Annotated in this window: 21 protein-coding genes; 16 read left to right on the top strand and 5 right to left on the bottom strand. The window is 74.9% G+C overall.

Going from position 1 to position 20,401, the window contains the following annotated elements:
* Window positions 1-161: 161 nt before the first annotated feature.
* The 13 genes from ACFY7E_RS17715 (at window position 162) to ACFY7E_RS17655 (ending at window position 14,035) form a co-directional block, all read left to right on the top strand.
* Complete coding sequence (locus ACFY7E_RS17715) at window positions 162-410, top strand: hypothetical protein (RefSeq protein ID WP_389485806.1); 249 nt, start codon at window positions 162-164, stop codon at window positions 408-410.
* Window positions 411-453: 43 nt separating this feature from the next.
* Complete coding sequence (locus tag ACFY7E_RS17710) at window positions 454-1,566, top strand: YihY/virulence factor BrkB family protein (RefSeq protein WP_389485804.1); 1,113 nt, start codon at window positions 454-456, stop codon at window positions 1,564-1,566.
* A gap of 75 nt (window positions 1,567-1,641) precedes the next feature.
* Window positions 1,642-2,661 (top strand): SDR family NAD(P)-dependent oxidoreductase, encoded by a 1,020-nt coding sequence (locus tag ACFY7E_RS17705; protein WP_389485803.1) that lies wholly within the window; start codon window positions 1,642-1,644, stop codon window positions 2,659-2,661.
* 49 nt (window positions 2,662-2,710) lie between these two features.
* Window positions 2,711-3,175 (top strand): SRPBCC family protein, encoded by a 465-nt coding sequence (locus ACFY7E_RS17700; protein ID WP_383444655.1) that lies wholly within the window; start codon window positions 2,711-2,713, stop codon window positions 3,173-3,175.
* A complete protein-coding gene (locus tag ACFY7E_RS17695) occupies window positions 3,172-4,752 on the top strand; it encodes a phytoene desaturase family protein (RefSeq protein ID WP_389485801.1) in 1,581 nt (526 codons plus the stop codon). Before ACFY7E_RS17700 ends, ACFY7E_RS17695 begins: the two co-directional genes overlap by 4 nt.
* Before the next feature lie 124 nt (window positions 4,753-4,876).
* Complete coding sequence (locus ACFY7E_RS17690; RefSeq protein WP_389485799.1) at window positions 4,877-5,167, top strand: hypothetical protein; 291 nt, start codon at window positions 4,877-4,879, stop codon at window positions 5,165-5,167.
* A gap of 165 nt (window positions 5,168-5,332) precedes the next feature.
* Window positions 5,333-5,749, top strand: a complete 417-nt coding sequence (locus tag ACFY7E_RS17685; protein ID WP_383444664.1) for a YciI family protein — start codon at window positions 5,333-5,335, stop codon at window positions 5,747-5,749.
* Window positions 5,749-6,894, top strand: coding sequence for an RNA polymerase sigma factor (locus tag ACFY7E_RS17680; RefSeq protein WP_389485797.1), 1,146 nt, complete (start codon window positions 5,749-5,751; stop codon window positions 6,892-6,894). The genes ACFY7E_RS17685 and ACFY7E_RS17680 overlap by 1 nt, the downstream gene beginning before the upstream one ends.
* A gap of 331 nt (window positions 6,895-7,225) precedes the next feature.
* On the top strand, window positions 7,226-8,944 hold the full coding sequence (locus tag ACFY7E_RS17675) for a PP2C family protein-serine/threonine phosphatase (RefSeq protein ID WP_389485795.1): 1,719 nt from the start codon (window positions 7,226-7,228) through the stop codon (window positions 8,942-8,944).
* Between the two features lie 283 nt (window positions 8,945-9,227).
* The gene (locus tag ACFY7E_RS17670; RefSeq protein ID WP_389485793.1) at window positions 9,228-10,307 is read left to right on the top strand and encodes an NUDIX domain-containing protein; all 1,080 of its coding nucleotides are present in this window, start codon (window positions 9,228-9,230) and stop codon (window positions 10,305-10,307) included.
* Window positions 10,308-10,432: 125 nt separating this feature from the next.
* Entirely contained in the window at window positions 10,433-11,464 is a 1,032-nt protein-coding gene (locus ACFY7E_RS17665) for a saccharopine dehydrogenase family protein (protein ID WP_389485791.1), read from the top strand.
* 141 nt (window positions 11,465-11,605) lie between these two features.
* A complete protein-coding gene (locus ACFY7E_RS17660; protein WP_389485789.1) occupies window positions 11,606-11,893 on the top strand; it encodes a WhiB family transcriptional regulator in 288 nt (95 codons plus the stop codon).
* A 645-nt stretch (window positions 11,894-12,538) separates the two neighbouring features.
* A complete protein-coding gene (locus ACFY7E_RS17655; protein WP_389485787.1) occupies window positions 12,539-14,035 on the top strand; it encodes a hypothetical protein in 1,497 nt (498 codons plus the stop codon).
* Between the two features lie 87 nt (window positions 14,036-14,122).
* On the opposite strand, the gene ACFY7E_RS17650 is transcribed toward ACFY7E_RS17655, so the two are convergent.
* Window positions 14,123-14,491 carry a PRC-barrel domain-containing protein gene (locus tag ACFY7E_RS17650; RefSeq protein WP_389485785.1) on the bottom strand — a complete coding sequence of 123 codons (369 nt, stop codon included), beginning with the start codon at window positions 14,489-14,491 and terminating at the stop codon, window positions 14,123-14,125.
* 171 nt (window positions 14,492-14,662) lie between these two features.
* Between ACFY7E_RS17650 and ACFY7E_RS17645 the strand changes: the two genes are divergently transcribed.
* A complete protein-coding gene (locus tag ACFY7E_RS17645; RefSeq protein WP_389485783.1) occupies window positions 14,663-15,538 on the top strand; it encodes an SDR family oxidoreductase in 876 nt (291 codons plus the stop codon).
* A gap of 97 nt (window positions 15,539-15,635) precedes the next feature.
* Here the strand turns inward: ACFY7E_RS17645 and ACFY7E_RS17640 are convergent, their stop codons facing one another.
* Together ACFY7E_RS17640 and ACFY7E_RS17635 are read right to left on the bottom strand one after the other, a co-directional pair.
* Window positions 15,636-16,463, bottom strand: coding sequence for a metallophosphoesterase (locus tag ACFY7E_RS17640; protein WP_389485781.1), 828 nt, complete (start codon window positions 16,461-16,463; stop codon window positions 15,636-15,638).
* Window positions 16,460-16,711: a BON domain-containing protein gene (locus ACFY7E_RS17635; protein WP_389485779.1), complete on the bottom strand. Its 252-nt coding sequence runs from the start codon at window positions 16,709-16,711 to the stop codon at window positions 16,460-16,462. Before ACFY7E_RS17635 ends, ACFY7E_RS17640 begins: the two co-directional genes overlap by 4 nt.
* A 165-nt stretch (window positions 16,712-16,876) precedes the next feature.
* On the opposite strand from ACFY7E_RS17635, the gene ACFY7E_RS17630 reads away from it, so the two are divergent.
* Entirely contained in the window at window positions 16,877-17,887 is a 1,011-nt protein-coding gene (locus tag ACFY7E_RS17630) for a DNA topoisomerase IB (protein WP_389485777.1), read from the top strand.
* Between the two features lie 175 nt (window positions 17,888-18,062).
* Here the strand turns inward: ACFY7E_RS17630 and ACFY7E_RS17625 are convergent, their stop codons facing one another.
* On the bottom strand, window positions 18,063-18,713 hold the full coding sequence (locus ACFY7E_RS17625) for a TetR/AcrR family transcriptional regulator C-terminal domain-containing protein (protein ID WP_389485776.1): 651 nt from the start codon (window positions 18,711-18,713) through the stop codon (window positions 18,063-18,065).
* A 67-nt stretch (window positions 18,714-18,780) separates the two neighbouring features.
* Here ACFY7E_RS17625 and ACFY7E_RS17620 point away from each other — a divergent pair, with 67 nt between their 5' ends.
* Window positions 18,781-20,043 carry a beta-ketoacyl-[acyl-carrier-protein] synthase family protein gene (locus ACFY7E_RS17620; RefSeq protein WP_389485774.1) on the top strand — a complete coding sequence of 421 codons (1,263 nt, stop codon included), beginning with the start codon at window positions 18,781-18,783 and terminating at the stop codon, window positions 20,041-20,043.
* 99 nt (window positions 20,044-20,142) lie between these two features.
* Here the strand turns inward: ACFY7E_RS17620 and ACFY7E_RS17615 are convergent, their stop codons facing one another.
* Window positions 20,143-20,400 (bottom strand): hypothetical protein, encoded by a 258-nt coding sequence (locus tag ACFY7E_RS17615; RefSeq protein WP_389485772.1) that lies wholly within the window; start codon window positions 20,398-20,400, stop codon window positions 20,143-20,145.
* Window position 20,401: the final 1 nt, after the last annotated feature.

Raw genomic sequence — 20,401 nt, 5'->3', positions numbered from 1 at the left:
CGGAAAGCGGCGCCCACCGGCAGCCAGGGCCGGTCCTTTCGGGTGGTCGCAGAACCTTCACACGTGCCGTCGCGCGCCGGACGCCGATCCGGGCACCCGCACGGGGAGCGAGGAAACGCGGTTCGGTGAGTCCGACGCGTTCGACGAGGAGGAAATGTGCCGTGGTTGCGATCGCCGTTCTGCTGCTCCCCCTGCTGGGACTGCTCCTGTTCCTCATGGACCGGGTCGAGGACCGGGTGACGGCGCCGCCGAGGGCCTCGCGCCACGCCGGCCGCCGCCACCTCCGGCTGGTGAAGGACTCCGACCGGCCCGCCGCCGGACGCCGTCCGGCGCGGCACCGGTCGGTCCGGGGCGGGTCCGCGTCCGAGGACGGGACCGGCACGGGCGCCGGGCGGACCGACGCGGCCTGACGACGTGGGCTTATGCGCGCCGAGCGGGGGCACCCGCAGGGGCATGGTCACATCTCACCACGCAGGAGACGAAGAACGCGGCGACGAGGCCGCGAAGCGGGAGACGCCGACGCCCGAGGAGGTCGGTCCCGGCCCCGAAGTGGAGCGGCGCGCACCGGACGCCCCCACCGACCTGAAGGGCCGGTCCTGGCTCGGGGTCCTCAAGGGGTCGGCGCGGGAGTTCAAGGACGACGAGCTGACGGACCGCGCGGCGGCCCTCACCTACTACGGCATCCTGGCCCTCTTCCCGGCCATCCTGGTGCTCCTCTCCCTGCTCGGCATCAGCGGGAAGTCGACCACCGACCGGGTGATGGACAACCTGCGGGAGCTCACCCCGGGCCCGGCCCGCGACATGCTGAACAACGCCGTGGAACAGCTCCAGGGGCAGGCCGGAACGGGCTCGGTCATGGCGATCGTCGGCGTGGTGCTCGCCCTCTGGTCGGCGTCGGGCTACGTGGGGGCGTTCATCAGGGCGGCCAACCAGGTCTACGACATGCCGGAGGGCCGCCCGGTGTGGAAGCTCCTGCCCGTACGGGTCGGGATGACGGCCGTCCTGATGGTCCTCGCGGTCATCAGCGCCCTGATCGTCGTGTTCACCGGCACGCTGGCGCGCCAGGCCGGGACCGCGCTCGGCATCGGCGACACCGCGCTGACGGTGTGGTCGATCGCCAAGTGGCCGGTCCTGGTCCTGTTGGTTTCCGCCATGATCGCGCTGCTCTACGGGGCCAGCCCCAATGCCAAGGTCAAGGGGTGGAAGTGGGTCACCCCCGGCAGCTTCCTGGCCCTGGTGATCTGGATGCTCGCCTCCGCCGGGTTCGCGCTGTACGTCAGCCAGTTCGCCTCGTACAACAAGACGTACGGCACGATGGCCGGTGTCATCGTCTTCCTGGTCTGGCTGTGGATCAGCAACCTCGCCCTGCTCCTGGGTCTGGAGTTCGACGCCGAGACAGTGCGGCAGCGGGCCGTGCTCGGCGGGATGCCGCCGAACCAGGAGCCGTACACCGAGCCGCGGGACACCCGCGCCTGGGACGAGGAGGACGTGCGCCGTCTGAAGGGGATCGAGCGGGACGCCGAGGAGCGGCGGTCGCCCGGTGACGCCCCGGGGAAGCAGGCGTAGGGCGAGAACCCCCGATCCCGCTCCGATGGACCACTCCGGGTGCATGAACGCCCGGGAAAAGGTCAGATGCGACGCATGAGGACAGAAGAGCGCGCACTCCCGCCCGGTACCGTCGTCGTGGTCACCGGCGCGTCGAGCGGGATCGGACGCGCCGCGGCACGGGCGTTCGCCGAGCACGGCGCGCGCCTGGTCGTCACCGCCCGCAGTACGGACGCCCTGAACGAGGTGGCGCGGGAGTGCACGGCCGCGCACGAACGGGCCGAGGCGGTGGCCGTTCCCGCCGACGTCACGGATCCGGCCGCGACGGCCCGGGTCGCCCGGACGGCGCTCGACCGGTACGGCCGGATCGACGTCTGGGTGAACGCGGCGGGGGTCGGCGTCCTGGGGCGCCTCGACCAGGTGTCGCCGGACGACGTGCGGCGGCTGTGGGAGGTCAACGTCCTGGGCGTGTTCCACGGGGTGCGCGCGGCGCTCCCCGCGATGCGCCTCCGGGGCCGGGGCGTGATCGTCAACCTCTCGTCCCTGCTCGGGGGCGCCGTCGAGGCCCCCTACCAGGGCCCCTACGCGGCCTCCAAGGCCGCCCTGATCACCCTCGACGAGGTGCTGCGCCAGGAGCTGGCGCTCTCCGGGGACCACGGGGTCTCCGTGTGCACCGTCCTTCCGACCGGGGTCGACACCCCATTCTTCCAGCACGCCGCCAACCGCACGGGCCGTCGTGTGCGGTCCCTGCCGGCCGTCGCCACCCCCGAGCGGGTGGCGGCGGCCGTCGTGCGCGCGGCGGTCCGCCCCCGGCGGCGCGTGGTCGTCGGACCGGGCGCGCGGCTCCTGCCGGTCGCCCACGCCCTGGCGCCCGGCCCGGTACGGCGCGTGATCCGGCGGCGTACCGAGAAGACGTACTTCGGCGGCCCGGGCACGGCGCCGGACACCTCCGGCATCCTCCACGACCCGTCCGGGGACACCGCGGCGGTGTCCGGCGGCCGGCACGCGCGGCTCCGTACGGCGGGTCGCCGGGCCGTCGCCCTGGTCGCCGGCGCCGGCGTGGTGGCCGGCGTCCTCCGCGTCCGCTCCCGGCGCCCCTTCCGGCCCCTCTCCTGACGCCCCTTCCGAGTCCCCTCCCGTCTTCCCTCCCGAGGAGATCACAGCAATGGCACGGTGGAACCGTCTCGTCGAAGCCACGCCCGAGGACGTCTGGTCGGTCCTGAGCGACGGCCGGTCGTACTCGCGGTTCGTGGTCGGCACCCATGACACCTGGGAGGAGGACGGGGAGTGGCCCGCCCCGGGCGCGGAGCTGGGATACGTACTGAAGATCGGACCGAAGTCGTACCGGGGCCGCACCACCTCGCGGATCTGCGAGCCGGGCCGCCGCCTCGAACTGGAGGCGAAGACCGACCTGGGCACCGCCCGCATCGCCTTCCGTCTGGTGCCGTGGGGCCGCGACACCTTGGTCGTCGTCGACGAACACCCCCTCCGGGGGCCCGCGGCGCGCTGGCACAACACGGCCGTCGACGTACTGACGCGCTGGCGGCACCGCAGCATGCTGGCGCGCCTGGAGGAAGTCGCCGTCGCCCGGGCGCGGGAAGCCGGCCGGGGACGGGGGGTCCGGTCGTGACGACGCCCGACGCGGTGGTCGTCGGGGCCGGGCCCAACGGTCTGGTGGCGGCCAACCTCCTCGCCGACGCGGGATGGCACGTCGTCGTCCTGGAGGCCCGGGACGAGCCGGGCGGCGCCGTGCGCAGCGACCGGGGCGTCCACCCCGACTACGTCCACGACACGTTCAGCGCCTTCTACCCGCTCGCCGCCGCGTCGCCGGTGATCCGGGACCTCGCGCTCGACCGGTACGGCCTGCGCTGGAGCCACGCCCCCGCCGTCGTGGCCCATCCGCTCGCCGACGGGCGCTGCGCGGTCCTCGAACGCGACGTCCGGGACACCGCCGCCTCGACGGCCGGTTTCGCCGCGGGCGACGGCGCGGCCTGGGAGCGGCTGCACCGGCTCTGGAGCGGTGTCGCCGACGACCTGATCGGCTGCCTGTTCACCCCGTTCCCGCCGGTGCGGGCGGGGACACGGCTCCTCGCCAGGACCGGCCCGAACGACGCGCTGCGACTGCTGCGCACGATGCTCCTGCCCGCCCGCCGCTTCGGCGAGGAGAACTTCGCGGGCGAGGGCGGGAAGCTGCTGATCGCCGGGAACGCGCTCCACGCCGACCTGGGTCCCGAGTCGGCCCTCGGGGGCGGTTTCGGCTGGCTCATGAGCATGCTCGGGCAGGACCACGGCTTCCCGGTGCCAGTGGGCGGCGCGGGCCGGCTCACCGACGCGCTCGTGGCGCGGCTGCTCGACCGGGGCGGTGAGCTGCGCTGCGGCCACCCCGTGGCCCGGGTCGTGGTCCGGGGCGGCCGGGCGGTCGCCGTCCGCACCGAGGACGGCACCGAGGTCCCCGCGCGGCGGGCGGTCCTCGCCGACGTCCCGGCGCCCCTGCTGTACGAGCGCCTCGTCGGCGAGGAGCACCTGCCGCCGCGGCTCCGCGCCGAACTGCGCCGCTTCCAGTGGGACTTCTCCACCGTCAAGGTGGACTGGGCGCTCGACCGGCCGATCCCCTGGACCTCCGAGGGCGCGCGCCGTGCCGGGACCGTGCACGTCGCCGAGGGCATGGACGCGCTCACCCGCTTCGCCGGGCAGATCGCCATGCGGCAGGTGCCGGAGGTGCCGTTCACCGTGCTCGGGCAGATGACCACGGCGGATCCGACCCGCTCCCCCGCCGGTACGGAATCGGCGTGGGGCTACACGCACGTCCCGCAGCACATCCGGTCCGACGCCGGGAAGGACGGCATCCGCGGGCGCTGGGACGAGCGGGAGAAGGAGGCGATCGCCGACCGCGTCGAGGCGGGCATCGAGCGTCTGGCGCCCGGGTTCCGCGCCACCGTCCGCGCCCGGCGGGTTCTGGCGCCGCCCGACCTGGAGCGGCTCAATCCGGCCCTGGTGGGCGGGGCCGTCAACCAGGGCACCACCAATCTGCACCAGCAGCTGGTCTTCCGCCCCGTGCCGGGCACCGGGCGGCCGCGCACACCGATCCGGGGCCTCTACCTCGCCTCCGCCACCGCGCATCCGGGCGGCGGCGTCCACGGGGCCCCCGGGGCCAACGCGGCCCGCGCCGTCCTCAGGGGCTTCCACCTCCCCCGGCGGCGGCGCTGAGGGCGCCGGGGGCAGCGGGACCCGGATGCCGTACGCAGCGGTAGGTGGTGTGCCGGCAGAGGGGCGGATCGCCGCCACAGGGGTGGCGCGGGGGTTCCACCCCGCCTCATGAGGAGGGACCGTCATGGCGCTCTTCGTCCACGCCGTCGTCCCGGGAGTCACCACGGAGCAGTACGACAAACTGAACGCCGATCTCCAGCAGACGCCCGGCGTCTTCGACGGCTGCATGGCCCACGCGTGCGTGCCGACGGACGGCGGGCTCGAGGTCTTCGACATGCGGGAGACCGAGCAGCAGATGAACGCGTTCGTCGAGAAGACGATGCCCGTCGCCACCGAACACGGCTGGCCCGACACGGGCGTCGCCCCGCGCATCATGCGCGTCCACCGCCACTGGGTCCCCGGCGCGACCGGCTGACCTGCGTCTTCGGGGCGGCCCCGGGCCGGGGCCGCCCCTTCTCGCGCGTCCCGCGAGAAGAAGTGGGAAAAACTTCGGCCGGTGATGTCGAGATCCCGTGCTCCGCTCCGTCCCCGGGGTGAACGCGACCACAATGGGTCGCACGCCCTTCGAGGAGAGGTCACGATGGCCAAGTACCTGCTGCTGAAGCACTACCGAGGCGCCCCGGAGCCGGTCAACTGCGCGCCGATGGACCAGTGGACGCCGGAGGAGATCTCGGCGCACATGCGGTACATGAACGACTTCGCGGACCGGCTGCGGGAGAGCGGGGAGTTCGTCGACGGCCAGGCGGTCGCCCCGGAGGGGGCGTGGGTGCGCTACGACGGCGAGGGCCGCCCGCCGGTCACCGACGGCCCGTTCGCCGAGACCAAGGACCTCATCGCCGGCTGGATGGTGATCGACGTCGACGGCTACGAGCGGGCCGTCGAGCTGGCGGGCGAGTTGTCGGCCGCTCCGGGGGCGGGCGGGAAGCCGATCCACGAGTGGATCGAGGTGCGCCCCTTCCTGACCGCTCCTCCCACCACCACGGAGTGGTGCCACTGATGGACGAAGCCCTGCTCAGGGGCCTCGTCCCGGGCGTCCTCGGGATCCTCGTCCGCCGCGGAGCCGACTTCGCGGCGGCCGAGGACGCCGTGCAGGACGCGCTGGTCGAGGCGGTCCGCGTCTGGCCGGCCGATCCGCCCCGGGACCCGAAGGGCTGGCTGGTCACCGTGGCCTGGCGCCGGTTCCTCGACGCGACCCGGGCGGACACCGCCCGCCGCCGGCGCGAGGACCTCCTGGAGGAGGAGCCGGCGCCCGGGCCCGTGCCCGCCGTGGACGACACGCTCCGGCTGTACTTCCTGTGCGCTCATCCGTCGCTGACGCCGTCGGCGGCGGTCGCGCTCACGCTGCGCGCCGTGGGCGGACTGACCACCCGGCAGATCGCCCGCGCCTACCTGGTGCCCGAGGCGACCATGGCGCAGCGGATCAGCCGGGCGAAGCGCACGGTCTCCGGCGTGCGCCTGGACCGGCCCGGCGACGTGGCCACCGTGCTGCGCGTGCTCTACCTCGTCTTCAACGAGGGGTACTCGGGCGACGTCGACCTCGCCGCCGAGGCGATCCGGCTCGCCCGGCAGCTCGCGGCCGTGATCGACCACCCGGAGGTGTCGGGGCTGCTCGCCCTGATGCTGCTCCACCACGCCCGGCGCGCGGCCAGGACCGCGCCCGACGGCGATCTGGTGCCGCTCGCCGAGCAGGACCGGGGCCGGTGGGACACCGGGATGATCGCCGAGGGCGTCGGCATCCTGCAGGCGGCCCTCGCGCGCGACCGGCTGGGCGAGTTCCAGGCCCAGGCCGCCGTCGCGGCGCTGCACGCCGACGCGCCCGCCGCGGAGGAGACGGACTGGGTGCAGATCGTCGAGTGGTACGACGAGCTCGCGCGCCTGACGGACAGTCCGGTCGTCCGGCTCAACCGGGCGGTGGCGGTCGGCGAGGCCGACGGGCCGCGGGCCGGTCTCGCGGCGCTCGCGGCGCTGGACGGTTCACTGCCCCGGTACACGGCCGTGGAGGCGTACCTCCACGAGCGCGCCGGTGACACGGCGACGGCGGCCCGGCTGTACGCCGAGGCGGCCCGCAAGGCGCCCAACCTGGCCGAACGGGACCATCTGACGCGCCGGGCCGCCCGGCTCAACACCGAGCGGGGCCGCTGAGGACGCCGGGGCCGCGGGCGGTCGGGGCCGCCGAAGCCACCCGAGGGCCGCTGGCGATCGCCCGGGGCGCTGGAGACCGCCGGAGACCGCCAAGGCCCGGCCGGGGCCGTCGGCGGGAGCGTGCGGCGGCTTCGGGGACCCTCGTGGTGCGGTTCCCCGGGCGCGGCCGGCCCCGCGCATGAATCGGGTGGCGTTGGGCAGCCGCCCCCCTGGCGGCCGGGGCCCTGGCGGCCGTGCGGGTCGCCGCCGGGCGGGCGGCCGGTGGAGCCGAACGAGGCGCCGCCGGTGCTCGGCGGCGGGCGGCACGTCGTGCGGTTCGCGGAGGCGGACGATGAGCTTTCCCCTGCCCGACAGCGTCGATGCCCTCAAGGACATGATCGGCCGCGAGGTCACCTCCCTGCGCGCGGCGGTGCGCCGGAACACGGAGCGTCCGTCGAGCGCGCCGGCCGGCACCGACCGGGCGTCGCCGGTGCGGTCCCTGGCGGTGCTGCCGGCCTCCGCGGAGACGGGAGGGGCGTCGCCGTGCCTGTGCGGGAGCCACGAGCCGGGCGCCCGCGGGGCCTGTTCGATACTGGCCGCGATCCCCGCCTCGGCCGTGCTGCTCGAACCGCTGTGGAACGAGTCGGGCGGCATCCCGGACTTCCGGATCGTCGCCGGCAACCGCATCCGGTCGGCGGACTGGCTGGAGGAGCCGGACCACCAGGTCGGACAGCGTTTCCTGGAGGCGCGTCCGGGTGCGGCGGACGCGGGCCTGCTGACCGCCCTGACGGACGTGGTGGGCACCGGCAGGCCCCTGAACGGGCAGGTCGTGGACTACACGGAGCAGCGGCTCGGCCGTATCCACCGGACCCCGCTCCTGTACACCGCCGCCCGGTGCGGCGAGCAGGTCCTCGTGACCTGGCGGCCCCTGCAGAGCACGGCCGAGATGATGACGATCGACGCGCAGTTCATCGCCTCGATGGGGTGGGGGAACTGGGACCTGCTCTCCGGGAAGGTGACCTGGTCGGAGGGGCTCAGCCGGATCCTCCACGCCGACGTGCGCATGCCGTGGTCGCTGGAGCAGCTGTGCGACGCGCTGCTGCCGGACGACCTGACGGCGTTCGCCGAGTTCCTCACGTCGGTCCTCGCGGGCGAGGAGCCCGCCTGGACCCGGATCCGTTTCGTGGTGCTCGGCGAGGTCCGCACGCTCGACCTGCTCGGCCGGCCGGCCACGGGGACGGACGGCAGGGCGTGGGCGCTCAATCTGGTGGCGCGCGACCTCACGCCGCAGATCCGCAGCCGGCGGCGGCTGGCCGAGACGGAGCGGGAGACGGACCTGCTGCGACGGCAGACGGAGGCGGAGCGGAGGATCGCGGACACGCTGCGCGAGGCGATCCTCCCGACGCATTCGGAGGCGCTCGCGGCGGTCGGTCTCACGGTGGCGGCCTCCTACCGGCCGGCCGAGCCCGACGCGGCGGTGGGCGGTGACTGGTACAAGTGCCGGCTGCTGCCGGACGGCCGGGTGCTCGTGGCGATCGGCGACGCGTCGGGGCACGGTCTGGAGGCCGTGGCGCGGATGGCGCAGCAGCGGCACGCCCTGGCGGGCCTGGCGCAGACGGGCGCCTCCGCCGGGGAGATCACGACCTGGCTGAACGAGCTGGTGTGCAGCGACCCGGCGGGGCGGACGGCCACGGTGGTGGCCGGCCACCTCGACGACGAGAAGGTCCTGCGCTGGGCCGACGCCGGTCATCCCGCGCCGCTGCTGCTGCGCGACGGCCGCGCCGAGCCGCTGGAGGCCGAGCAGCGCGGTCCGCTCCTCGGCGCGCTGCCGGGATACGCGTACGAGACCTCGTCGACGCCGCTGCGCCCGGGCGATCTGCTGGTGCTCTACACCGACGGCATGGTCGAGCACCGGGGCGAGGACGTGACCGTGGGGATCGCGCGGCTGGCGGACGCGGTGGCGGCCTCGTCGCTCCTGGAACCCCGGGAGGTGACCGACGCGCTGCTGGCCGATCCCGGGATCGCGGGGCACGAGGACGACGCGTGCCTCCTGGTGATCCGGGTGGACTGAGCACGCTGTGCGCGGTGCGGCGGCCCCCCGCCGTACGCCGTGCGCGTCCTCGGGGTCGCTCCCCCGCGAGGGCCGGGCGTGACGCTCCGCTCCCCCGTCCGTCGAGCGGAGCGGAGCGGGGAGGGCGTGTGGCCGTCGGGCCGCCGGGGAAGGAGACCGTGCTCACGGCGCCGGACGGCCCGCGCCGGACCGGCCCCGGCCGGAGGAGCCCCGTACCGACCCGCGGGCCGCGGCACGGCCCGTCTTCGCCGCCCCGCCGGGGCGCCGCACCGAACGGAGAGAGATGACGACGCCTTCCGCACCCGACGGGTCCCCCGGTACGTCGATGACCGACGAGGAGTACGGGGTCCTGCGCGCCTCCGCCGCCCTGTGGGCCGGGACGTCCGTGCTGATCACAGACGAGCGCGGGCGGGTCCTGGTCCAGCGCGTCGACTACCGCCCCTCGCGCCTCCTGCCGGGCGGGGCCGTCGACAAGGGCGAGCCGCCCGCCCGCGCCGCCGCCCGGGAGCTGGGGGAGGAGCTCGGCGTCACGGCGGTCGTCGACCGGGGCCTCGCCGTCGACTGGGTCTCCGCCGGCGGTTTCGGCGCGCCCGGGGTCATGCGGTTCCCCGGCGAGATCGTGCACGTCTTCGACGGGGGCGTCTGGGACGAGGAGCGGATCGCCGCGATCCGGCTGCCCGGGCACGAGGTCGAGGCGGTGGAGTTCGTGGAGCCCGCCGACCTGCCCGGTCTGATGATCCCGGGCGACGCCCGCCGCGCCCTGTCCGCGCTGCGCGCCCGCGTCGAGGGCGGCGGCCCGGCGCTCCTGGAGGACGGCGTCCCGATCGCTCCCGGCGTCCTCGACCGGGTCGGTGCCCTGGGCACCGCGCGGGAGCACTGCCACCACCCCTTCCACACCGCTCCCGTGCCGGACGGCCTTCCGGTCCGCGAGTCGTGGGGCTGGCTGTTCGCCCCGGACGGGCGGGTGCTCGTCCTCCTCGATCCCGGCACCGGCGCGGCCCGGCTGCCCGGCGGTGCGCCCGGACCGGCGGACCTCGGCGATCCCTGGGCGGCTCCGGTTCGCGAGGCGGGCGGGGCGGCGGTCACGGCGGTCCGTCCCCTGTATCTCGGGCACCTCCCCGGCCCGGACGGGTCGCACGCGCTCGTCCGGCACGCCGCCGCGCTCACGCGTCTCGGTCCTCCGCCCGTCGACCGCGCCCCCGTCCGGGTCCTGGCCACCCCGGAGCAGGCGCTGGAGCTCTTCGACCGGGGCCCGTACGGGGCCGGGGAATTGGCGGCCGTCCACCGGGCCCGCGAACTCCTCGGTCTCCCCCGGGCCGACCGCCGCCCCGTCACCGAACTCCCCGGTCCCGTCTCGTACTAGCTCCCGGACCGGCGTGCCGCTGTCCGAAAGTGTGCGGGTGACGGCACTTCCGGTCCTGGTGCCGTCCGACCACCCCCGCCAGGATGGTTCACAGTTGAACAATCAAGAGCGGTGGGAGAGTCGTGATGGGTGCGGGGCAGATCGTGACGGTGTTCGGAGCGTACGGGCACACCGGGCGGTTCGTGGTGGCGGAGCTGCTGGAGCGGGGGTTCGTGCCGGTCCTGGCCGGGCGCGACGGGAGCAGGCTGCGGGTGCTCGCGGACTCCCGTCCGGGGCTGGACGCGCGAACGGCCACGGTCGACGACCCGGCCTCGCTCGACCGGGCGCTGGCCGGCGCGCACGCCGTGGTCAACTGCGCCGGTCCCTTCGCCACGACCGCGGGACCGGTGATCGAGGCGGCGCTGCGCGCCGGGATCCCGTACGTGGACGTGGCCGCGGAGATCGAGGCCAACCTCGACACGTTCGCGCACTTCGCGGAGCGCGCCGCCGCGGCCGGCACCTCGGTGGTGCCCGCGATGGCGTTCTTCGGCGGTCTCGGCGACCTGCTGGTCACGGCGGCGGCGGGCGACTGGACGGAGGCCGACGAGGTGCACGTCGCGTACGGGCTGAGCGGCTGGCACCCCACCGCCGGAACCCGTACGGCGGGCGCGGTCTCCCGGGAGCGCAGGGACGGCCGGCGCGTGGTGTTCGAGGGCGGGAGGCTCGTACACCGCGACGACGCCCCGCCGACCCTGGAGTGGACCTTCCCCGAGCCGCTGGGGGCCCGGTCCGTGATCGGGGAGTTCACCATGGCCGACGTCGTCACCGTCCCCAGCCACCTGAACGTTCCCGAAGTGCGCACCTACATGACCGTCGAGGCGGCGCGGGACCTGGCCGCCCCCGACACGCCGGCGCCGGCCGCGGTCGACGCGCACGGGCGGTCCGGCCAGACGTTCCTCGTCGACGTCGTGGTGCGCTCCGGCGGGGAGGAGCGGCGGGCCGTGGCGCGCGGCCGGGACATCTACGCGGTCAGCGCGCCGCTCGCCGTGGAGGCGCTGGACCGTCTCCTCACCGGGCGGGCCGGGGCGCCCGGCGTCGTCTCGGCCGGCGCGGCCTTCGACGCGCCCGACTTCCTGCGCGCCCTGTCCCCGCACCTCTCGGTCGAACTGCCCGGGTAGTTATCCGGGCCCCGCGCGCCGGGGAGGGCCGTCGCGGACGTGCGGCGACGTGTTTTCCGCGCCCGGGTGTTTCGAGGTGCCCTTTGCGGCCAGACGCGACATCGGAGGCATTCACGAACCGACGCGAGGAGGACAAGCGGGATGGCTAAGGTGTCGCATCTGCCCGGGCGGGCGGAGCACCAGTGGAACTGGCAGATGTCGGCCGCGTGCCGCGGCGTGGGCAGCGAGGTGTTCTTCCACCCCGAGGGCGAGCGGGGACCGGATCGGACGGCGCGCGAGGAGGCCGCCAAGGCCGTCTGCGCGGCGTGCCCGGTGCGCGCCCGCTGCCTGGAGCACGCCCTCAGCGTGGCGGAACCCTACGGAGTCTGGGGCGGGTTGACGGAACAGGAACGCGAGCTGGTCCTGCGGACCGGAGCCGCCGCGGCTTGAGGCCTGTCCGACGGATTCAGGGTCGGACAGGCCCTGGGGGACGCCTTGTCGGCCAGGTGGCGAGCCGGACGAGGGCGAGGACGGCCAGGCGGCGGTCGGGGCGTTCTTCGTGACGGGTGGCGTTGCCACCCCCTTGTTCGAGGCTCGGTGGGGAAGCGACGCTCGACGACAGCGGCGCCGGGAACGGCCCTGCGGAATCCGCAGGACCGCTCCCGGCGCCGCTCGCGTCCGTCACGGCGTCGACGCGATGGAGCCGGGTCCGGAGGCCGCTCGGATGTGGAGACCGGCTCGAGGCAGCGCGTACGGACGGTGATTGGGCTCACATCCTCTTCGTGTGGTTGAAGATCGTCTTCGTCCCGTAGGTTCTGACAGGACCACCCGACCGGCAGACCTCCGGGACGGGTGACCACGGGGGACGGACGACGTGCGTCCGGATCCCGTCCCGGCCCGTGCGGCCGGGACGGGGTACGACGCGTCCTGTCGCGGCGGCGAGGCCGACCACCTCGCGTGACGCCCTGCCCCCGATCATGCGAAGCGTCGATTTCACGGGGGCGAACCACTCATGCACGGGCCGTTAACCACCGGACCCTCAGTCGCCACCGTGCGAAGCGTCACCGACCCCGGGGCGGACGCGCCGCCGTCGTCATGACTTCGCACCTGTCCGTCCTCCGGCGTCGTCCACCCGTCTGGTCGGTTCCCGTGCTGTGGACGCTGGCTCTCGGACTGTGGGGGCTGTCCAGGCAGCACAGCGTGTGGCGGGACGAGGCCGCGACCTGGCAGGTGGCCCGGCGTTCCGTCGCCGACATCTGGCACATGCTGGGGCAGGTCGACGTCGTGCACGGGCTCTACTACCTCCTGATGCACGGGCTCTTCGCCTGCTTCGGAGCCAGTACCACGGTCCTGAGGCTGCCCTCCGTGCTGGCGATGGCGGTGGCGGCGGCCTGTGTGACGGTCATCGGCCGACGGCTGGCCGGAGTGTGGGCGGGTCTGGCCGGAGGGCTGGCGCTCGGGCTGCTCCCGGCCGTGCAGTTCCACCTCCAGGAGGGCCGCCCGTACGCCCTGGTCGCGGCCGGCGCCGGAATCTCGACGCTGCTGCTGGTGACCGCGGTGGAAGGGCGCGGCCGGGCGGCGTGCTGGACGGCGTACGGCGCGACCGTCCTGGTGTGCGCGCTGCTGAACTGGCTGTCGCTGCTGATTCTGCCCGCGCACCTGGTGACCCTGGTCTGCGTGAGGGCCGGGCGCGGGACGTGCCTGCGCTGGGCGGCGGCTGCTTCGGCGGCGGTGGCGGGTGCGCTGCCGTTGATCCTGTTCAGCCGGAGCCAGTCCGACCAGGTGTCCTGGATCCCGCCGCTGACGTGGCACATGACGATCGGCCCGGCGGTCCTGCTGGCGATCGGTGGTCTCGGGGTCCTGCTGGACCGGCCGCGGGCGGTCCGCCTGTCGGTCGCGGCCGTCGGGATGCCGCTGCTGGCGGTGCCGCAGATCGGCCTGATCTGCCTCTCCTTGGTCCAGCCGCTGTTTCTGGACCGCTACGTGCTGTTCAGCATGCTGGGTCTGGCCCTGCTGATCGGCGCGGCACTGGGCGCGGCGGTGCGGGCGGTGCGGGCGCGGTTTCCGGGAGCGGCGCCGTGGCTCGTACCGGCAGTGGTCACCGTGGCGGTGGTGGCGCTGTTGCCGCAGTCGCTGGCCAAACGCTCCCCGGCGAGCCGGGTGGACGACGTGCTCGCGGTGTCGGCGGACGTGCGGCGGCTGAAGGAGGCCGGGGACGCGGTGCTCTTCGTGCCGGCGGCCCGGCGCGATGCCGCGCTGGTCTCCCCCGAGGCCTTCGCCGGCCTGCGGGACATCGCGCTCGAAAGGAGCCCCGTCGCGTCCGGGACGCTGAAGGGCGAGGAGGCCGGTCCGGCCCGGATCCGCACCGCGATGCTGGCGCAGCGGCGGATCCTGCTGGTCACGGACGTGGCGGGGGTGGCACGGCCGGTGTCGGCGGAACGGGACAGGGTGAAGACCGCCGTACTGCGGGAGTACTTCACGGTGGTGGCGGACGAGCAGGTGCGCGGGCGGCGGGTGATCGTGTACGAGCGGCTCGGGACGGCCCGGCGGTCCGCCGACGAAGCTCCGGCGGGCGGCCCGGGCGCGCGGTGAGCCGCCGTGGCGTAGTCGGACGGCAAAGGAGCGGCCCGAACTCGACGAGTTCGGGCCGCTCCTTTGCCGCCTCTTCCGCCGCGGTCCTCAGACGAGACGGCCGCCGAAAGGTCCGCCCAGGCCGTAGTACGTGCCCAGCTGTTCGCGGTAGGCCGGGTCGCCGAGGTGGTTGTCGCGGTGGAACTCCGGAGCGTCCTTGATCTGCTCCTTGGTCCGGTCCACGAAGATCTTCCGCTCCTCCGGGTCGATCCGGGTCACGGTGCTCGCCGGCAGCAGGACCTCCTTGCCGAAGATCCAGACCCCGGTGTCCACGACCAGATAGGCGTCGTCGACCTCGTCGGAGTGCTTGTCCACCTTCCCGATGTCGCCGTCGGTCGCCTCGACCTTGTAGCCGATCAGGTCGGCACCGGCGAGGTGCCCCGCGGTCGACCGGTACCTCCACGCGTGCTCGGTCATTCGTCACCAGCTCCTCCGGTAGGGGAAGGACGGCCGGCGGTCCGCCGCCGTCCGGACTCCGCCTGCCCCGGCCCCCGCGACTCATTCGCCTGCCGGCCGGGGAGGCGGCCGGACGGGGGCCGTCCGGCCGGAAGGCGGGATACGGGTCGGGCGCCCGGGTAGCCGAACCCCATGGACACCACCGAGAACCCCCCTCGCCACCCCGTCCCCCCGTTCCCCGACCAGCAGCAGGAGCACCCCGGTTCGACCGAGCGGATGGATCCGCGGCCCGACCACGGTGAGGACTCCTACCGGGGCCACGGCCTGCTCCCCGACCGGGCGGCGGTCGTCACCGGCGGTGACTCCGGGATCGGCAGGGCGGTGTGCCTGGCGTTCGCCCGCGAAGGCGCGGACGTCGTCTTCACCCACCTTCCCGAGGAGGCGGACGAGGCGGAGGAGACGGCGCGCCTGGTCCGCGAGGCGGGCCGCAAGGCGGTTCCCGTCGAGTGCGACGTCCGCGACGAGGAGCAGTGCGCGGCCCTGATCGACCGGGCGGTGGGCGAGCTGGGGCGCGTCGACGTCCTCGTCAACAACGCCGCGTACCAGATGTCCCAGCCCGACGGGATCGAGGCCATCACCACGGAGCAGTTCGACCGGGTGATGAAGACCAACCTGTACGGGATGTTCTGGCTCTCCCGCGCGGTCCTCCCCCACATGCCCCGCGGCGGGTGCGTCATCAACACCACCTCCGTGCAGGGCTACCAGCCCAGCCCGCACCTGCTCGACTACGCGATGACGAAGGCCGCGATCGTCTCCTTCACCCACAGCATGGCGCAGCTGCTCGCCGAGCGCGGCATCCGCGTCAACGGGGTGGCCCCCGGCCCCGTGTGGACCCCGCTGATCCCCTCGACGATGCCGGACGTGAAGGACTTCGGCGGCCAGTCGCCCCTGGGGCGTCCCGCCCAGCCGGCGGAGATGGCGCCCGCGTACGTCTTCCTCGCCTCGCCCGGTGCGAGCTACATCACCGGCGAGATCGTCAACGCGACCGGCGGCACTCCCCTGCCGTAAGCGGCTCCGGGGACCGACGCGGAAGCCGTACGGCCTCCGGGTCGTACGACCTCCGGGTCGTACGGCTTCCGCGTCGTGCGGGGCGGCTCGGCCGGTGTCACATGGGGGCGTCGGCCGCCGGGGGCCGCCCGGCCCGGCCCGGGGCCTCCAGGGCCTCGGGGTGCTCCCGCGTCCGGGTGAGGGGGAGGTGGTAGAGGGCGAACGCCTTGCCGATGACGGGCTGGGCGACGTTGCGGACGCGCACCCCGCCCGCCGTCATGCCGTGCTCGGTGCCCATGTGGGCGTGGCCGTGGACCGCGAGGTCGGCGCCCGCCCCGTCGATGGCCTCGGCCAGGAGGTAGCTGCCCAGGAAGGGGTAGATCTCGACCGGTTCGCCCGCGAGCGTGTCGGGGACGGGCGAGAAGTGGGTGAGGGCGATGCGCGCTTCACAGTCGGCCAGCTCGGACAGGGACTCGTGGAGGCCCTCGGCGGCCCGTCGCGTGGTGCGGACGAAGTCCTTCATCTCGCGTTCGCCGAACTCTCCGGCGCTGCGGCCCGCGAAGCCGCCGCAGAAGCCCTTCGTACCGGCGATGCCGAGGCGGCCGCCGTCCACCGACAGGACCGTCCGGTCGCCCTCCAGGACGGCGACCCCCGCGTCGGTGAGGACGCGCGCGATGTCCGCCTCCTGGTCGGAGTGGTAGTCGTGGTTGCCGAGGACGGCCACCACGGGGACGCCGAGGTCCCGGACCTCGTCCGCGACCACCTCCGCCTCGGCGACCGTGCCGTGGCGGGTGAGGTCACCGGCGAGGAGGAGGACGTCCGCGCAGAGCGGCAGGGTCTCGAAGGAGGGGCGCAGCAGGCCCCGGCAGTCCGGGCTCAGGTGGATGTCGCCGACGGCCGCCACCCGGACGACGGCTCCGTCCTCGTGCTTCTCGGGGGCGGTCACAGCAGCTCCTCCGGGCGCTCGGGGGGATCGATGCAGGCGACCGTCAGGTCCGCGTGGACGGGGAGGCCGGCCAGTTCCGTCTCGGCGAGCCGGAGGATCTCCTCCCGGTGCGTGGCCGTCGGGACCGTGCCCGTGAGGAGCACGGCGCTGCCGCGCGCCTCGATGCGCACCCCGAGTTCGGCCATGTCGTCGCGTGCGAGCCGCTCCCTGAACCGGGCGATCCGGTACTCGTTCTCGCCGGTGTCCATCACGCTCCTCCGTCCTGTTCGTCCTGTCGGTGTCGTTCCTCGGGCCGGCGCGTCCCGTGCGGGACGGCCGCCCTTCACCGTCGCGTCTCCCCCGTCCCGTACGCACCATTCCTCCCCCGGGAGCACCGGGGAGTGGACGGGGCCGCACCGGGGCAGTGGGGAGGGGTGCGACTGAGAACGAGTGATCCCGGACGGCCCGGCTGGCGCCGGGTCCACCACGGCAGGGGCTTCCGGTACCTGGACGCCGACGGCGCGCCCCTGGGCGAGGGGGACCGGGCCAGGGTGATCGCGCTCGCCGTTCCGCCCGCGTGGCGGGACGTCTGGGTGTGTCCGTGGCCCACCGGGCACGTCCAGGCCGTGGGGACGGACGCGGCGGGCCGCAGGCAGTACCTCTACCACGAGGAGTTCCGGCGGCGGCGGGAGGAGGCGAAGCACGAGCACGTGCGGGAGGTGGCCCGCCGGCTTCCCCGGCTGCGACGGGCGGTCGAGCACGACCTGGCCCTGCGCGGGCTGTGCCGCGACCGGGTGCTCGCCTGTACGGTCCGCCTGCTCGACCTGGGGTTCTTCCGGGTCGGCGGCGAGCGCTACCTGCGGGAGAACTCCTCGCACGGCCTCACGACCCTGCTGCGCGAGCACGTCCGCTGCGCTCGCGGAGAGGTGTCCCTCGACTACCCGGCGAAGTCGGGGATCCGGCGGGTGCGGACGCTCGTGGACGAGTCGGCGCACGGGGTCGTCCGGGCGCTGCTCCGGCGGCGCGACGACGGTGAGCGGCTGTTCGCGTACTGGGCGGGGCGGACCTGGCACGAGGTGCGGGCGCAGGAGGTGAACGCGTACCTGCGGGACCGTTCCGGGGCCGACCTCACCGCCAAGGACTTCCGCACCTGGCACGCCACGGTGCTCGCCGCCGTCGCGCTGGGGGTGTCGGCACCGGTGGCCGGGGAGTCGCGCACCGCGCGGACGAAGGCCGTCCGGCGGGCCGTGCGCGAGGTCAGCGACCACCTCGGCAACACTCCGGCGGTCTGCCGCGCCTCGTACATCGACCCGCTCGTCGTCGAGCGCTTCGAGCAGGGCGTCACCGTCGCCGGGGCGCTGGAACGGCTCGGCGAGGACGGCGGGTTCGGGCATCCGGCCACGCGGGGAGCGATGGAGCGGGCGGTGCTCCGACTGCTCCGCTGAGCCGGTCGCGCAGCCGGTGACGTGCGGGGCCGGACCGCTTCCGGTGTTCCGGGTGCCGGGTCACGGCATCCGGTGTGTCCGGGCCCCGAGTCGTGGCGTCCGGCATGTCCGTGCGCCGGCTCATGGCGTCCGGCGTGTCCGTGCGCCGGGTCCCGCGTCCGGCGCGGAGGGGGCCTCAGGTCCGCGGGTCCGTCCCGTCGGGCCGGTCGTCGCGCTCGGGTTCGTCGTGGAGGGTCAGCGCCCCGGCGAGGTCGAGGTCGGCGACGGTGCCGTGCGCCCCGGCGCGGACGAGCAGCACCGCGCCGAGCGCGGTGCTCCAGAACGTCCTGGCCTCCACGTCGAGCGGTCGGCGGGTCCGCCAGCCGCGGCTGTCGACGAGCCGGCCCACGAAGCGCTCGGACTGCCGGAAGAGCAGCTGGAGGTGCCGGTCGACCACGGGCGCGAGTTCGGGTCTGGAGATCCCGGCGGCGAGCGCCCGCGCGACCGGCGGGAGCGAGGGCATGGCCAGGACGGCGCGGGCGATGTTGCGCCGGAACGTCGCCGCGTCGGGGGCCTGGCGGCCGATGCGCTCGATCCGTCGGGCGTCGTGCAGCAGGCCGAGGAAGGCGGCGTGCACGAGCAGCGAGTCCTTGGAGCCGAAGTGGTAGGTGACCTGGTTGGGGAAGGCTCCCGCCGCCTCCGCGATCTCCGCGACGCTCACCTCGGCGCCGGGCCGCTCCCTGCAGAGCCGTGCGGCCTCCTCGATCAGCCGGCGTCTGGTCGCGCGGCCGCGGTCGCGCGAGCGGGCCGGGGCCGCCGACCGGGCTTCGGTTCGCTTCTTCTCCACCCTCGAATTGTATGTGATACAACAAAGCCTCATTCACTTGTATCGCATACAAGAAAAGGTGAGGGACATGCACCGGACCGAAGTCGTCGTGACCGGACTCGGCGCGATCACGCCGCTCGGCGGAGACGTGGCGTCCACCTGGGACGCCCTGCTCGCCGGCGAGTCCGGCATCCGCGGCGGCGTCCTGCCCGGCCACGAGAAGGCCGGGCTCCCCGACACCGTCGCGGGGACGATGGCGGCCGACCCCGCCGGGTCGCTGCCGCCGGCGCGGGCCAGGCGGCTCGACCGCTCGCAGCAGGCGGCCCTCACCGCGGCGGCCGAGGCCTGGGCCGACGCCGGTGCCCCGCGGGTGGACCCGGACAGGTTCGCGTCGGCGATCGGCACGGGCATCGGGGGCGTGGAGACGCTGCTGAGGGAGGACGACGTCCTGGAGGCGTCCGGGGCGCGGCGCGTCTCGCCCCGGACGGTCCCGATGCTCATGCCCAACGCGGCGGCGGCGCTGATCAGCATCGAGTACGGCGCGCGGGCCGGGGTCTACACGCCCGTCTCGGCGTGCTCCTCCGGCGCCGAGGCGATCGCCCTGGGGGCCCGGCTCATCCGGGCCGGCGAGGCGGACGTGGTCATCGCGGGCGGGACCGAGGCGGCGATCACCGCGATCACCGTCGCCGGCTTCGTCCAGGCGCAGGCGCTGTCGCGGCACACCGGCGAACCCGCCTCGGCCTCCCGGCCGTTCGCCGCGGACCGCAGCGGGTTCGTCCTCGGCGAGGGCGCGGCCGTCATGGTGCTGGAGAGCGCCGAACACGCCGCCGCCCGGGGCGCGCGCGTCCACGCGGTGCTCGCGGGCGCCGGCATCGCCGCCGACGCCCACCACATCACGGCTCCCGCGCCCGACGGCTCCGGCCAGGTCGCGGCCATGCGGAAGGCGCTCGCGCAGGCCGGTCTGGCCCCCGAGCGGATCGGCCACGTCAACGCCCACGCCACCGGGACCCCGCTCGGCGACGTCGCCGAGGCGCGGGCGATCGGGGAGGTGTTCGGCCGCGCCACCGTGACAGCCCCCAAGGCGGCGCTCGGCCATCTCTTCGGCGCCGCCGGTGCGATCGAGGCGATCCTCGCCGTCCTCGGTGTGGAGCACGGCGTCGTCCCGCCGACCCGCAACCTCACCGCGGCCGGTGTGGATCCCGGTATCGACCTCGATGTGGTCGCGGAGCGACGGGACGTCCCCCAGGAGGCCGTGCTCAGCAACTCCTTCGGCTTCGGCGGGCAGAACGTGTCGCTCGTCTTCACCGGAGCGGAGCGCCGCACGTCCCGTACCGCGCCGGCCGGACTCTGAACTGTCCGGGTATGTCGTCGGCCGCGCTCCGGCCCGCGCGAGCAGGCCGCCGGCCGGGCGCGGCGCCGGTCGGCGCGGCCGGGGAAGGCCCCACCCCCGCTACGGTCGGCCCTCCTCGCTCTCGGCCTCGCCCCTGCGGCCGTGCGGGCGGCGCTGTTCCTCGCGGCCCAGGCCCGGGGACTGACGCTTGGCGCTCATGCCGCCCTCGTCGTCCGCGATCCCGTCCGGGCGGCCCCGGGTGGCCTTCTCCGCCTCCCGGCGCGCCTCGACGTCGCCGCTCTCGCCGACGGCCTCCGAGGGCGTGGTCCGCGGCGGGGCGTCCGCGGGCAGGGTGCGTCGGCGCTCGTGGTGGCTCATG

Origin of the sequence: Streptomyces sp. NPDC012825 (assembly GCF_042900925.1) — a bacterium.
Taxonomy (GTDB): domain Bacteria; phylum Actinomycetota; class Actinomycetes; order Streptomycetales; family Streptomycetaceae; genus Streptomyces.
Note: the sequence above shows the minus strand (reverse complement) of the source record. Positions and strands in the feature narration are given on the sequence as shown.

Bases quoted from the DNA above. Each gene is read 5' to 3' on its own strand.
- ACFY7E_RS17710 (WP_389485804.1), top strand. From the start codon at position 454: ATGGTCACATCTCACCACGCAGGAGACGAAGAACGCGGCGACGAGGCC.
- ACFY7E_RS17705 (WP_389485803.1), top strand. From the start codon at position 1,642: ATGAGGACAGAAGAGCGCGCACTCCCGCCCGGTACCGTCGTCGTGGTC.
- ACFY7E_RS17700 (WP_383444655.1), top strand. From the start codon at position 2,711: ATGGCACGGTGGAACCGTCTCGTCGAAGCCACGCCCGAGGACGTCTGG.
- ACFY7E_RS17690 (WP_389485799.1), top strand. From the start codon at position 4,877: ATGGCGCTCTTCGTCCACGCCGTCGTCCCGGGAGTCACCACGGAGCAG.
- ACFY7E_RS17685 (WP_383444664.1), top strand. From the start codon at position 5,333: ATGGCCAAGTACCTGCTGCTGAAGCACTACCGAGGCGCCCCGGAGCCG.
- ACFY7E_RS17680 (WP_389485797.1), top strand. From the start codon at position 5,749: ATGGACGAAGCCCTGCTCAGGGGCCTCGTCCCGGGCGTCCTCGGGATC.
- ACFY7E_RS17675 (WP_389485795.1), top strand. From the start codon at position 7,226: ATGAGCTTTCCCCTGCCCGACAGCGTCGATGCCCTCAAGGACATGATC.
- ACFY7E_RS17670 (WP_389485793.1), top strand. From the start codon at position 9,228: ATGACGACGCCTTCCGCACCCGACGGGTCCCCCGGTACGTCGATGACC.
- ACFY7E_RS17665 (WP_389485791.1), top strand. From the start codon at position 10,433: ATGGGTGCGGGGCAGATCGTGACGGTGTTCGGAGCGTACGGGCACACC.
- ACFY7E_RS17660 (WP_389485789.1), top strand. From the start codon at position 11,606: ATGGCTAAGGTGTCGCATCTGCCCGGGCGGGCGGAGCACCAGTGGAAC.
- ACFY7E_RS17655 (WP_389485787.1), top strand. From the start codon at position 12,539: ATGACTTCGCACCTGTCCGTCCTCCGGCGTCGTCCACCCGTCTGGTCG.
- ACFY7E_RS17650 (WP_389485785.1), bottom strand. From the start codon at position 14,491: ATGACCGAGCACGCGTGGAGGTACCGGTCGACCGCGGGGCACCTCGCC.
- ACFY7E_RS17645 (WP_389485783.1), top strand. From the start codon at position 14,663: ATGGACACCACCGAGAACCCCCCTCGCCACCCCGTCCCCCCGTTCCCC.
- ACFY7E_RS17635 (WP_389485779.1), bottom strand. From the start codon at position 16,711: ATGGACACCGGCGAGAACGAGTACCGGATCGCCCGGTTCAGGGAGCGG.
- ACFY7E_RS17620 (WP_389485774.1), top strand. From the start codon at position 18,781: ATGCACCGGACCGAAGTCGTCGTGACCGGACTCGGCGCGATCACGCCG.
- ACFY7E_RS17615 (WP_389485772.1), bottom strand. From the start codon at position 20,400: ATGAGCCACCACGAGCGCCGACGCACCCTGCCCGCGGACGCCCCGCCG.